Genomic DNA, 13073 nt, shown 5'->3' on the forward strand with positions numbered 1-13073 from the left:
CCTTATATTCTTTTGGGGTATTAATAAATAGCTTCTTATTCCTTAACGAATATAAATCCCCTCCCTATACTCGTCCGGGAACAGACACGCAGCAGGAGAGTTCCCCATGCGCAACGAATCCATTCGCTACTTGATTGTGCCGGGCTGGCAAGGATCGCCAGAAGATCATTGGCAAACCCATTGGCAGAACAGCCTGCCCAACAGTGCGCGGGTGGAGCAGGCCGATTGGCTGACGCCGCGCCGTGAAGACTGGGTGGCGGCCCTGGCCGAAGCCATCGCCATCGACGACACCCCGGTGATCCTGATTGCCCACAGCCTGGGTTGCATCACCGTGGCCCACTGGGCGGCGCGCGCGCCCGCGGCAGCGCTGCGCCAGGTGCGCGGTGCGCTGCTGGTGGCGCCGGCGGATGTCGAGCGTGCGGCCTGTGCGCCGGCCCTGCGCAATTTCGCGCCGATTCCCCGGGACCTGCTGCCGTTCCCCAGCCAGGTGGTGAGTTCGGACAACGACAGCGCCGTCAGCGCGCCGCGTGCCCTGGAACTGGCCCGTGACTGGGGCGCCGAAGCCGGGATTCTGGCGGGAGCCGGGCATATCAACGTCAAGTCCGGCCACCAGCGCTGGGAGCAGGGATTCGCCTATCTCTATCGCCTGCAGAACCGCATGGAACAACACGCCCTGCGTCGTGCCTGACCGTATTTTCCCTGTTTAAACGCCCCCGTCCTCAGGCGGTTTTGGGCGGGAGTCTGCCATGAGTCCTCACACCCCTTTCGGCCAGCCGCTGCTGACCTTTCCCGATGCGGAAAAAAGCCCCTTGAGCATCCGCGCCAAGGCGCTGGTGTTCGTCGATCCACGTTCGCGACAACTGCGTGAAGAGCTGGAGCAACTGGCGCCCCGTGCGATCTCGGTGCTGATCCGTGGTGAAACCGGCACCGGCAAGGAGCTGCTGGCCCGACACATCCACCGTGCCAGCGATCGTGGCGGGCTGTTCGTCTCGGTCAACTGCGGCGCCATCAGCCCCACCTACGCCGACGCCGAACTATTCGGCTACGCCGCCGGCAGCTTCAGCGGCTCCGCCAGCAGCCGGGCCGGCTGGTTCGGTTCGGCCAATGGCGGGACCCTGTACCTGGACGAGATCGGCGACTTGCCGCTGCCGATTCAGACCAAGCTGCTGGCAGCCCTGGAGAACCACGAAGTGACCCGGGTCGGCGCCCAGCAACCGAGCCCGGTGGATGTGCGCCTGGTGGCGGCCACCAGCATCGACCTGGCCCAGGCGGTGGCGGCGGGCAAGTTTCATGAGCGCCTGTACCGCTACCTCAGCGAGGGCCAGTTGGAGCTGCCGGCGCTGCGCGAGCGGGTCGGGGATATCGAGTCCCTGGCCGAGTATTTCCTGGGGATCTACAGCCAGCGCCTGGACCTGCCGGTGCCGCTGATCAGCGAAGCCGCGCAACAGGCCCTGGAGCGCCACAGCTGGCCGGGCAATACCCGGGAGCTGGAGAACGTCATTCACTTTGCCCTGCTGGTTAGCAGTGGCGAGGAAATTCTTCCCGAGCACCTCAACCTGCCGCCGACGCGCTCGCCGCTGGAGCAGATCGAGCTGCTGCTGCGGCAGATCGCCGAGAGCGATTCAGACGCGGATCGCCAGGCCCTCAAGCGCCTGCTGGCGGCTACAGGGCGCGGTGGTGGGGCGGGATGTATGAACAAAATGGAATATGAACGTGAATAAAAGATATTGTTCGGGAATAAAAAATCTCGGTATTGTCCGCTTCACGCCAGCAGTGGCACATCACTGGCACCCAGATAAGCACCTCATTTGAAGCCGTCGTCGATCCCGACACCTAAGGACCTTGCATGAAAAAAGTTCTGTTGTTCACCGCACTGGCGGCAGCCCTGAGCGCCGGTATTGCCCAGGCCGGCGAGAAGCTGGTGGTTGCCGCGACCCCGGTGCCCCACGCCGAGATTCTCGAGCTGATCAAGCCCACCCTGGCCAAGGAAGGCGTGGACCTGGAAATCAAGGTTTTCACCGACTACGTGCAACCCAACGTACAGGTCGATCAGAAGCGTCTGGACGCCAACTACTTCCAGACCCTGCCGTACCTGAAGAACTTCAACGAAGGCAAGGGCACTCACCTGGAAACCGTGATCGGTGTGCACGTCGAACCCTTCGGCGGCTACTCGAAGAAGGTCAAGTCCCTGGCCGAGCTGAAAGATGGCGCCACCATTGCCATCCCCAACGAAGGCAGCAACAGCGGCCGTGCCCTGATCCTGCTGCACAAGGCCGGTCTGATCGAGCTCAAGGACCCGAAGAACGCTGTGTCCACGCCGAAGGACATCGCCAAGAACCCGCACAACTTCAAGTTCAAGGAGCTTGAGTCGGCCATGCTGCCACGGGTTCTGGATCAGGTTGACCTGGACATGATCAACACCAACTACGCCCTGGAAGCGGGCCTGAACCCGGCCAAGGATGCGCTGGTCATCGAAGGCGCCGATTCGCCTTACGTGAACTACCTGGTGGCGCGTCCGGACAACAAGGACAGCGCGGCGATCCAGAAGCTGGCCAAGGCCCTGACCAGCCCAGAGGTCAAAGCCTTCATCGAGAAGAAATACAGCGGCGCGGTCCTGCCGGCGTTCTGATGAACTAGGCTACTGAAGCGACAAACCCCTTCAAGGTTTGAACGCCGACGGCTATCACAGCGTCGGCGTTTTTTATTGCGTCGGCAAAAGCCGCAGGAGCCGGCCGGGCGGTGTTCCGCTTGCCGGCGAAGAGGTCCTCAGGCCGGGTACAAACCTGAAGGGCGCCTTCGCTGGCAAGCCAGCTCCTACACAAGCCAGCGCTTACACAAGTGGAGCGCTTTTGGCGGTGGCTTGGGTGGCGCGGCGCAACGCCGTCAGCCACTTCATCAGTTCATGGGGGGGCAGGGGTTGCGGGGGCTTTGTATCGGCCATGGTGGTCGTCCTTGAGGGGTGTAGCGTCCAGTGGAGGTGCGGGCGCGAAAGCTCCGTTCGACCCGGTTGAAAAGGTAGTAGCCCGGCGCCAGCCCGGCAAATCCGCGGGTTAGGTTTTTGGGTGATATCAATATGCTCTAACGGTATTTAAATTCTGCTTTTTATAGCTATAAAGTCGCGGCAGCCGGGCGGTTACCCACTGCCCCACGGACTGCACCACCGTCGCTGTACCCCAGCGGCGTTCAGGATGATTCATGACCCTCGATTACGCTTTTATCCTCAGCACCCTGCCGGCCTTTCTCAAAGCCGTGGGAGTGACCCTGCAGGTCGGCCTGATCGCCATCGGCACCTCGCTGCTGGTAGCCCTGATCAACGCCACTGTCCTGGTGTTTCGCACCCCTTACCTGCACCGCCTGATCGGCCTGTACGTGGAACTGGCGCGCAACACACCGCTGTTGATCCAGCTGTTCTTCGTCTACTTCGCCTTGCCGGCCCTGGGGATCAAGGTCTCGGGTTTTGCCGCGGCGATCATCACCATGACCTTTCTCGGTGGCGCCTACCTCACCGAAGTGCTGCGCGCCGGGGTGGAAGCCGTGCCCCAGGCGCAGCTGGAATCGGGGCGCTCCATTGGCCTGTCGCAGTGGCAGTTGCTGCGCTACGTGATCCTGCCCCAGGCCGGGATCCTCAGCCTGCCGTCGCTGTTCGCCAATTTCATTTTCCTGCTCAAGGAAACCACCGTGGTTTCGGCGGTGGCGGTGCCGGAGATTCTCTACACCACCAAGAGCTACATCGCCCTGTACTACAAGACCTACGAAATGCTCGCGGTGCTGACGCTGATCTGCGTGCTGTTGTTCTTGCCGCTGTCGCTGTTGCTCAGCCGTCTGGAAAGGAGGTTGCAACATGGCCAGTTCGGGTCTTGAGTTGTTGCTGGTGTCCTTGCCGCAACTGGCCCGGGGCGCTGCGCAGACTTTGTCGATTTCGCTTTTGAGCATTGCCTTCAGCACCCTGGGCGGGGTGCTCTACGGCGTGCTGCGCAGCCTGCAACGCAAGGTGCTGGATGTACCGTTGCGAATCTACCTGGAGCTGTTCCGGGCGATCCCGGTGCTGGTCTGGTTGTACCTGCTGTTCTTCGGCTTTCCGATCTTCTTCGGCCTCAGCATTCCCAGTTTCACCTGCGCGGTGCTGGTGCTGTCGCTGTGGGGCGCCAGCGAAGTCGGCGAGGTGGTGCGCGGGGCCCTGCAATCCCTGCCCCGGGGCCAGCGTGAAGCGGGCCTGTCCATCGGTCTTTCCGCTACTCAGTTGTACGGCTACGTCTTGCTGCCCCAGGCGCTGAAGCGCATGACCCCGCCGACCATCAACGTCTACACGCGGATCATCAAGACCAGCTCCCTGGCGGTGCTGATCGGCGTGGTGGACGTGATCAAGGTCGGCCAGCAGATCATCGAGCGCACCTACGAGTCGGTGTTGATCTACGGCGTGTTGTTCCTGTTTTTCTTCTTTATCTGCTACCCGCTGTCGGCCGCTTCCCGCGTGCTGGAGCGGCGCTGGACGCAAGCATGAGCGCATTGATCGAGTTCCAGGGTTTCAACAAGTTCTTTGGCCCGCAGCAGGTGCTCAAGGAGGTCGACCTCAGCGTGGCGGCAGGGGAGGTGATCGTCATCCTCGGCCCCAGCGGCTGCGGCAAGAGCACCTTGCTGCGCTGCCTCAACGGCCTGGAAAGCGCCCACAGCGGCCATCTGCGTTTCGCCGGGCGCGAGCTGCTCAGCCCCGACACCGACTGGCGTCAGGTGCGCCAGCAGATCGGCATGGTGTTCCAGAGCTATCACCTGTTCCCGCACATGAACGTGCTGGACAACCTCCTCCTCGGGCCGCTCAAGGTGCAAAAGCGCGAGCCCCGCGAAGCCCGGGCCCAGGCCGAAGCGCTGCTGGAGCGGGTGGGCCTGCTGGACAAGCGCGAGGCCTTTCCCCGGCAGCTGTCCGGCGGCCAGCAGCAACGCATCGCCATCGTCCGCTCGTTGTGCATGAACCCCCAGGTGATGCTGTTCGATGAGGTCACCGCGGCCCTTGATCCGGAGATGGTCAAGGAAGTGCTGCAGGTGATCCAGGGCCTGGCCCGGGACGGCATGACCCTGTTGATCGTCACCCATGAAATGGCCTTCGCCCGGGCCGTGGCCGACCGCATCGTGTTCATGGATGGCGGGCGCATCGTGGAACAGAACACCCCCGAGGCTTTCTTCACCAACCCGCAGAGCGCACGCGCGCAGCAGTTCCTGGAGAAGTTCTCGTTCGTTGAAGCACTGCCCAAGAAAGCCCCTAAAAAGGAACTGGAGCTCTTATGAAAACTGCCAAGTCTTCGCTGTTGTTACTGCCGCTGTTCGGTCTGGCCCTGCTGGCCGGCTGCGACAAATCCAATGATGCACCCAAGCCTGCGGCCACCGCTGCCAGCGCCGCGCCGGCGGCCGGTTACCTGGACAAGATCAAGGCCCGGGACAAGCTGATCGTCGGGGTGTTCACCGACAAGCCGCCGTTCGGTTTCGTCGATGAGACCGGGCGCTATGTGGGCTTCGATACCGACATCGGCCGCCAGTTCGCCAAGGACCTGTTGGGGGACGAGAACAAGGTGGAGTTCGTCGCCGTGGAACCGGCCAGCCGCATTCCCTTCCTGCAGAGCGACAAGGTCGACCTGATCCTGGCCAACATGACCGTGACCCCGGAGCGCAAGCAAGCGGTGGAATTCACCAACCCCAACCTCAAGGTGGCGGTGCAGGCCCTGGTACCCGAAGGCAGCCCGGTGAAGAGCCTGGATGACCTGGCAAGCCGCACCACCATCGTCACCACCGGCACCACCGCAGACATCTGGCTGACCCAGAACCACCCGGACTGGAAACTGCTCAAGTTCGAGAAAAACACCGAGTCCCTGCAAGCCCTGGCCAATGGCCGTGGTGACGCCTACGCCCAGGACAACCTGATCCTGTTCAGCTGGTCCAAGCAGAACCCGGGCTACCGCGTATTGCCCCAGACCCTGGGCGAGCAGGCACCGATTGCCCCGGCGGTGAAGAAGGGCAACATCGAACTGCGGGACTGGGTGAATGCCGAACTGGCCAAGCTGGGCGAAGAAAAATACCTGCTCAAGCTGTATGACCAGTACGTGCGCAAGGAGCTGAGCGATGACACCCCGCCTGAGAGCGTGATTGTCGAAGGCGGCAAATGGCAGGGCTGAGGCGTACTGTCGGCTGCTGAATCCACTGTGTAGCCGCTGCCGAAGGCTGCGAACGGCTCCGAAGGAGACGCCGCGCTTGAGGGCCTCGGAAGGTCCTGCGGACCTTATCGCAGCCTTCGGCAGCGGCTACAGGGTGTGGGAGGCGCGATTTTCAGTCGGGCCAGTACCAGGCCGGTTCGTCGAGCATGCGCTGGCCGACGATGCCGGTCTGGCCCAGCTCTTTCTCCAGCACGATGCAGTTGCATTCGGGGTCTTCCTGCAAGGCCGCGATCAGGCGCCGGGCGTGGGACACCACCCACACCTGGCACTGCTCTGAAGCCCTGATGATCAAGCGCGCCAGGGCCGGCAACAGGTCCGGGTGCAGGCTGGTCTCCGGTTCGTTGAGCACCATCAGGCTTGGCGGCCGCGGGGTCAGTAAGGCCGCTACCAGCAACAGGTAGCGCAAGGTGCCGTCCGACAGTTCCGCCGCCGATAGCGGTCGCAACAAGCCTTCCTGGTGGAGCTGCACGCCGAACAACCCCCCGGGAACGGCATCGATTTCCAGCCGCGAATCCGGGAAGGCATCGGCGATGCTCTCGTATAGTGCCTGCTGATCGCCCACCTCGATGATGGTCTGCAACGCCGCGGCCAGGTCCCGGCCATCGTGGTGCAGCACCGGGGTGCGGGTGCCCAGCTGCGGTCGGCGCGCGGGTGCCTGGCTGTCGGTACGCAAGTGGTCATAAAAACGCCAGCCACGAATCTGCTCGCGCAGATGCAGGACCTCGGGCGATGAGCTCAGGTTGCCCACCCGGTCGAACAGGCTGTCGCCGCTGCTCGTATGCTGCGCCAGCACCTCCCATTGACGCCCCGCGCGGGCTCGTACCATCGGTCCCTGGCGGTCTACCAGCGCGCTTGCCGAGCGATACAGGGGCCCGCCCCAGATGCTCTCGCGCTTGATCCACGGGTCGAGAGTGAAGCGCGAGGCAATCGGCAAGCTGTGCCCGGGCAACATGAAATGACCGCTGGAGTCCGGCAGCCCAAGGCTGATCGCATAACCGAAGTCCTCACCGGCAAAGCCCAGTTGCAGGCGTCTGGCGGCCTTGCGCGGTCCACCCTGGATCGCGACCTCACCCTGGCTCATGCGCCGGCTGATCTGTTCCGGCCCGGCCCAGAAGGTCGATTCCAACCCGCCTTCCTTGGCCAGGGCATTGACCACGCCGCCCTGGGCGGTCTCTGCCAGCAGGCGCAGGGCCCGGTACAGATTGGACTTGCCGCTGCCATTGGCGCCGGTGATCAGGTTCAGTCGGCCGAGGGGCATCACCAGTTTGTTGATGGAGCGGTAATTGGCCACCGCCAGGGTCTTGAGCATGCCGGGTCTCCTGTTGCGTGGTGCGCAGTGTGCCTGATTTGTAGAGCGGGAGCTTGCTCGCCGCCGCTCCTGAAACCGCTGCTGTGTTTGCCCGGACAGGGTGCGCTGCAAGGCTGGCGACTACGGCGCCCAGGGGCGTCGGTCGGCCGAGCGGGAGCTGGCGCCTTCGCTACGAAAGCCCTGTTTATGAGACCTGCGTGCAAGGGTTGAACCCTGTTCTAAGCTCACAGTCGTAACGTCACTGGCGCGACGATCAAGCACAAGGAGCCTGCATGGCTGGTCTCAAATCGAGGTGGATAGTGGGGCTGAGTCTGCTGGCGCTGCTCGGCGGCTGCGGAGCGGAAAAGCCGACCGGGAAGGAACGCCCGCGGGTGCGTATCCAGCAAGTGCAGAGCAGCGATTTTGCCCCGTCGGTGACCCTCACCGGTGACGTCCAGGCCCGGGTGCAGACCGAGTTGTCGTTCCGCGTCGGCGGCAAGATCATCCAGCGTCTGGTGGATGTCGGCGACCGGGTTTCCGCCCAGCAAGTACTGGCCCGGCTCGATCCCAAGGACTTGCAGACCAACGTCGATTCCGCCGCTGCCGCAGTGTTTGCCGAACAGGCGCGGGTCAAGCAGGCCAGCGCAGCCTTCGTTCGCCAGCAGAAACTCTTGCCCAAGGGCTACACCAGCCAGAGCGAATACGATTCGGCCCAGGCCGCCCTGCGCAGCAGCCAGAGCGCCTTGAGCGCGGCCCAGGCGCAGTTGGCCAATGCCCGCGAGCAGTTGAGCTACACCGAACTGGTGGCTGAGGCGCCGGGGGTGATCACCGCGCGTCAGGCCGAAGTGGGCCAGGTGGTACAGGCCACCATGCCGATCTTCAGCCTGGCCCGGGACGGCGAGCGCGACGCGGTGTTCAACGTCTACGAATCGCTGCTGATGCAGCCGCCGGGCCAGGAAACCATCCACGTCAGCCTGCTGGACAACCCCAAGGTGACCACCACCGGCAAAGTCCGCGAGGTGACCCCGGTGGTCTCGGCCCAGAGCGGTACGGTGCAGGTCAAGGTGGTGCTCGATTCGCTGCCGGCGGGCATGGACCTGGGCTCGGTGGTCAGTGCCACCGCCCGGGCCCACGGCAAGGCCACGGTGGTGCTGCCTTGGTCGGCCTTGACCAAGAACCTCAGCGAACCGGCGGTGTGGCTGGTGGGCGAGGACGGCAAGACCGTGCTGCACAGCGTCAAGGTCGGGCGTTACCTGACCGGCCAGGTGATCATCAGCGACGGCCTCAAGGGCGGCGAGAACGTGGTGGTGGCCGGGGGGCAGTTGTTGCACCCGGGGATGTTGGTCGAGATTGCCGGGCCGACCAAGGAACAGGGAGCACAACCATGAAGCGCCTGCTGCCGTTGTTATGGGCCAGCCTCTTGCTGCTGGGCTGCTCCAAGGAAGAGCCGGCGCCGGAGCCGGTGCGTCCGGTGCTGTCGATCCAGGTGGCGCCGCAATCGGAGGAAAGCCTCGGGCGCTTTGCCGGCAACATCCAGGCCCGTTTTGAAACCAACCTGGGCTTCCGGGTGCCGGGGCGGATTGCCAGCCGCAATGTGGATGTCGGTGCCGAAGTGGGGCCCGGGGACTTGCTGGCGACCCTCGATCCCACCGACCAACAGAACCAGCTGCGGGCCGCCCAGGGTGACCTGGCCAAGGTCGAGGCGCAGTGGATCAACGCCCAGGCCAACGCCCGGCGCCAGCAGGAGCTGTTCGACCGTGGCGTCGGCGCCCAGGCGCAATTGGACATTGCCCAGACCGACTTGAAGACCACCGGCGCTTCCCTGGCTCAGGCCAAGGCGGCCGTGCGCCAGGCCCAGGACCAGCTCAACTACAGCCAACTGCGCAGCGATCACGGCGGCGTGGTCACCGCCTGGAATGCCGAAGCCGGGCAGGTGGTGACCGCCGGCCAGCAGGTGGTGACCCTGGCCCGGCCGCAGATCAAGGAAGCGGTGATCGACCTGCCGGCAACCCTGGTGGATCAACTGCCGGCGGACGTGGAGTTCAAGGTCGCGGCCCAGCTCGACCCGAGCATCAGCACCACGGCCACCGTGCGCGAGATCGAGCCCCAGGCCCAGAGCGCGACCCGTACCCGTCGCGCCCGCCTGACCCTCAAGGACACTCCCGAGGCCTTTCGCCTGGGCACCGCCATCAGCGTGACCCTGAGCTCGGCCATCGAGCCGCGCACCGAGTTGCCCCTGACGGCCCTGCAAGAGGTGGATGGCCAGACCCGGATCTGGGTCATCGACCCGCAGAGCCAGACCGTCGCCCCCCGGGAGATCAAAGTGCTCAGCCGCGACAGCGATTCGGCGCTGATCAGCCAGGGGGTCAAGCCCGGCGAGCGCATCGTCAGCGCCGGGGTCAACAGCCTCAAGCCGGGGCAGAAAGTCAAAGTCGATGAGGGCCGCGCACAATGACGCCTGACAGCAAAGGGAGCTTCAACCTGTCCGAGTGGGCGATCAAGCATCAGTCCTTCGTCTGGTACCTGATGTTTGTTGCGCTGCTGATGGGGGTGTTTTCCTACCTGAACCTGGGGCGCGAGGAAGACCCGTCCTTCACCATCAAGACCATGGTCATCCAGACTCGCTGGCCCGGCGCGACCCAGGAAGAAACCCTGAAGCAGGTCACCGACCGCATCGAGAAAAAACTCGAAGAGCTGGACTCGCTCGACTACGTGAAAAGCTACACCCGCCCCGGCGAATCGACGGTGTTCGTCAACCTGCGCGACACCACCAGTGCCAAGGACATTCCCGAGATCTGGTATCAGGTGCGCAAGAAGATCAACGACATCCGCGGCGATTTCCCCCAGGGCTTGCAGGGCCCGGGTTTCAACGATGAGTTCGGCGATGTGTTCGGTTCGATCTACGCCTTCACCGCCGACGGCCTGAGCATGCGCCAACTGCGTGACTACGTGGAGCAGGTGCGCGCCGAGATCCGCGAAGTGCCGAACCTGGGGAAGGTGGAGATGGTCGGTGAGCAGGACGAAGTCATCTACCTGAACTTCTCCACGCGCAAGCTGGCGGCCCTGGGCATCGACCAGCGCCAGGTCCTGCAAAGTCTGCAAGCGCAGAACGCGGTGACCCCGGCCGGGGTGATCGAGGCCGGGCCGGAGCGGATCTCGGTGCGCACCTCGGGGCAGTTCGCCTCGGAGAAGGACCTGGCCACGGTCAACCTGCGCCTCAACGACCGCTTCTATCGCCTGGCCGACATCGCCGACATCAGTCGCGGCTACGTCGACCCTGCCACACCGCTGTTCCGTTTCAATGGCCAGCCGGCCATCGGCTTGGCCATTGCCATGAAGAAGGGCGGCAACATCCAGGACTTCGGCAAGGCCCTGCATGCGCGCATGAATGAGCTGACCGCCGATCTGCCAATCGGTATCGGCGTGCACAAGGTCTCGGATCAGGCCGAGGTGGTGCAGGAGGCGGTGGGCGGTTTCACCAGCGCCTTGTTCGAGGCGGTGATCATCGTCCTGGTGGTGAGCTTCATCAGCCTTGGGATGCGCGCCGGGCTGGTGGTGGCCTGCTCGATTCCGCTGGTGCTGGCCATGGTCTTCGTGTTCATGGAGTACAGCGGCATCACCATGCAGCGGATCTCCCTGGGGGCCTTGATCATCGCCCTGGGGCTGCTGGTGGACGACGCCATGATCACCGTGGAAATGATGGTCACGCGCCTGGAGAAGGGCGAGAGCAAGGAGCAGGCGGCGACCTTTGCCTACACCTCCACCGCCTTCCCGATGCTCACCGGGACCCTGGTGACCGTGGCCGGCTTCGTGCCTATCGGCCTCAACGCCAGCTCCGCTGGTGAGTACACCTTCACCCTGTTCGCGGTGATCGCCGTGGCCATGCTGGTGTCGTGGATCGTCGCGGTGCTGTTTGCCCCGGTGATCGGCATCCACATCCTCAGCACCAACGTCAAACCCCACTCCGAGGAGCCGGGGCGCGTCGGTCGCGCCTTCAATGGCGGCCTGCTGTGGGCCATGCGCAACCGCTGGTGGGCGATTGGCATCACCGTGCTGCTGTTTGCCGCGTCGGTGTTCGGCATGCGTTTTGTGCAGAACCAGTTCTTTCCGTCTTCCGACCGGCCGGAGATCCTGGTGGACCTCAACCTGCCGCAGAACGCCTCGATCGACGAGACCCGCATGGCCGTGGATCGGTTGGAAGCGACCCTCAAGGACGACCCGGACATCGAGCGCTGGAGCACTTACATCGGCGAAGGCGCGATCCGTTTCTACCTGCCCCTGGACCAGCAACTGCAGAATCCGTACTACGCCCAGCTGGTGATCGTCAGCAAGGGCCTGGAGCAGCGCACGGCCCTGACCGAGCGTTTGCGCAAGCGCCTGCGCGAAGACTTCGTCGGCATCGGCAGCTATGTGCAGGCCCTGGAAATGGGTCCGCCGGTAGGGCGGCCGATCCAGTACCGGGTCAGCGGCAAGGACATCGACCAGGTGCGCAAGCACGCCATCGACCTGGCCACCGAACTGGACAAGAACCCGCACATCGGCGAGATCATCTACGACTGGAACGAGCCCGGCAAAGTGCTGCGCATCGACATCGCCCAGGACAAGGCGCGGCAACTGGGGCTGTCCTCGGAAGATGTGGCGCGACTGATGAACAGCATCGTCAGCGGTTCCACCGTGACCCAGGTGCATGACGACATCTACCTGATCAACGTGGTCGGCCGTGCCGACGACAGTGAGCGCGACTCACCGGAAACCCTGCAGAACCTGCAGATCGTCACCCCCAATGGCACCTCGATTCCGCTGCTGGCCTTCGCCACGGTGGGCTACGAACTGGAGCAGCCGCTGGTGTGGCGCCGCGACCGCAAACCCACCATCACCATCAAGGCGGCGGTGCGCGACGCGATCCAGCCCACCGACCTGGTCAAGCAATTGCAGCCGGACATCGACCAGTTTGCCGCGCAGTTGCCTGCCGGCTACTCGGTGGCCACCGGCGGCACCGTGGAGGAAAGCAGCAAGGCCCAGGGTCCGATTGCCAAGGTGGTGCCGCTGATGCTGTTCCTCATGGCGACCTTCCTGATGATCCAGTTGCACAGCGTGCAGAAGCTGTTCCTGGTGGCCAGCGTCGCGCCCCTGGGGCTGATTGGCGTGGTCCTGGCCCTGGTGCCCACCGGCACGCCCATGGGCTTTGTGGCGATCCTCGGGATTCTCGCGCTGATCGGCATCATCATTCGCAACTCGGTGATCCTGGTGACCCAGATCGACGAATACGAGCGCGAGGGTTATCACCCCTGGGACGCGGTGCTGGAAGCCACCCACCATCGGCGTCGACCTATCCTGCTGACCGCCGCAGCGGCCAGCCTGGGGATGATCCCGATTGCCCGGGAAGTGTTCTGGGGGCCGATGGCCTACGCCATGATTGGCGGCATCATCGTTGCCACCTTGCTGACCTTGCTGTTCCTCCCGGCGCTGTACGTGGCCTGGTACAAAATCAAGGAGCCCAGCCAAGACACTGACCGCACTCGCCCCACGGCCTCTTAGGAGCTGGCTTGCCAGCGAGGGGGCCCGGGAGGCGAGCGCTTGATCCG

At 64.0% G+C, this 13073-nt stretch carries 11 protein-coding genes; 10 read left to right on the forward strand and 1 reads right to left on the reverse strand.

Annotated elements, in window-relative coordinates; genetic code table 11:
- Positions 1 to 106: 106 nt before the first annotated feature.
- The 7 genes from KHO49_RS02195 (at position 107) to KHO49_RS02225 (ending at position 6161) form a co-directional block, all read left to right on the forward strand.
- A complete protein-coding gene (locus KHO49_RS02195) occupies positions 107 to 688 on the forward strand; it encodes an alpha/beta hydrolase (RefSeq protein WP_102862617.1) in 582 nt (193 codons plus the stop codon).
- A gap of 58 nt (positions 689 to 746) precedes the next feature.
- A complete protein-coding gene (locus tag KHO49_RS02200) occupies positions 747 to 1721 on the forward strand; it encodes a sigma 54-interacting transcriptional regulator (RefSeq protein WP_102882718.1) in 975 nt (324 codons plus the stop codon).
- A 125-nt stretch (positions 1722 to 1846) separates the two neighbouring features.
- A complete protein-coding gene (locus KHO49_RS02205; protein ID WP_102882719.1) occupies positions 1847 to 2629 on the forward strand; it encodes a MetQ/NlpA family ABC transporter substrate-binding protein in 783 nt (260 codons plus the stop codon).
- Positions 2630 to 3195: 566 nt separating this feature from the next.
- Positions 3196 to 3861: an amino acid ABC transporter permease gene (locus tag KHO49_RS02210; RefSeq protein WP_102862620.1), complete on the forward strand. Its 666-nt coding sequence runs from the start codon at positions 3196 to 3198 to the stop codon at positions 3859 to 3861.
- Positions 3842 to 4501: an amino acid ABC transporter permease gene (locus KHO49_RS02215; RefSeq protein ID WP_213664543.1), complete on the forward strand. Its 660-nt coding sequence runs from the start codon at positions 3842 to 3844 to the stop codon at positions 4499 to 4501. The genes KHO49_RS02210 and KHO49_RS02215 overlap by 20 nt, the downstream gene beginning before the upstream one ends.
- Positions 4498 to 5280: an amino acid ABC transporter ATP-binding protein gene (locus KHO49_RS02220; protein WP_102882721.1), complete on the forward strand. Its 783-nt coding sequence runs from the start codon at positions 4498 to 4500 to the stop codon at positions 5278 to 5280. The genes KHO49_RS02215 and KHO49_RS02220 overlap by 4 nt, the downstream gene beginning before the upstream one ends.
- Positions 5277 to 6161, forward strand: a complete 885-nt coding sequence (locus KHO49_RS02225) for a transporter substrate-binding domain-containing protein (RefSeq protein WP_102882722.1) — start codon at positions 5277 to 5279, stop codon at positions 6159 to 6161. Before KHO49_RS02220 ends, KHO49_RS02225 begins: the two co-directional genes overlap by 4 nt.
- A gap of 151 nt (positions 6162 to 6312) precedes the next feature.
- On the opposite strand, the gene KHO49_RS02230 is transcribed toward KHO49_RS02225, so the two are convergent.
- Positions 6313 to 7509, reverse strand: coding sequence for an AAA family ATPase (locus tag KHO49_RS02230; RefSeq protein WP_102882723.1), 1197 nt, complete (start codon positions 7507 to 7509; stop codon positions 6313 to 6315).
- 272 nt (positions 7510 to 7781) lie between these two features.
- Between KHO49_RS02230 and KHO49_RS02235 the strand changes: the two genes are divergently transcribed.
- The 3 genes from KHO49_RS02235 to KHO49_RS02245 are packed head-to-tail and all read left to right on the forward strand — an operon-like array spanning position 7782 to position 13026.
- The gene (locus KHO49_RS02235) at positions 7782 to 8876 is read left to right on the forward strand and encodes an efflux RND transporter periplasmic adaptor subunit (protein ID WP_213664544.1); all 1095 of its coding nucleotides are present in this window, start codon (positions 7782 to 7784) and stop codon (positions 8874 to 8876) included.
- A complete protein-coding gene (locus KHO49_RS02240; protein ID WP_102862624.1) occupies positions 8873 to 9943 on the forward strand; it encodes an efflux RND transporter periplasmic adaptor subunit in 1071 nt (356 codons plus the stop codon). Before KHO49_RS02235 ends, KHO49_RS02240 begins: the two co-directional genes overlap by 4 nt.
- Entirely contained in the window at positions 9940 to 13026 is a 3087-nt protein-coding gene (locus KHO49_RS02245; protein ID WP_110595301.1) for an efflux RND transporter permease subunit, read from the forward strand. The genes KHO49_RS02240 and KHO49_RS02245 overlap by 4 nt, the downstream gene beginning before the upstream one ends.
- Positions 13027 to 13073 lie beyond the last annotated feature (47 nt).

Origin of the sequence: Pseudomonas sp. RC4D1 (genome assembly GCF_018390395.1) — a bacterium.
Classification (GTDB): Bacteria; Pseudomonadota; Gammaproteobacteria; order Pseudomonadales; family Pseudomonadaceae; genus Aquipseudomonas; species Aquipseudomonas danubii.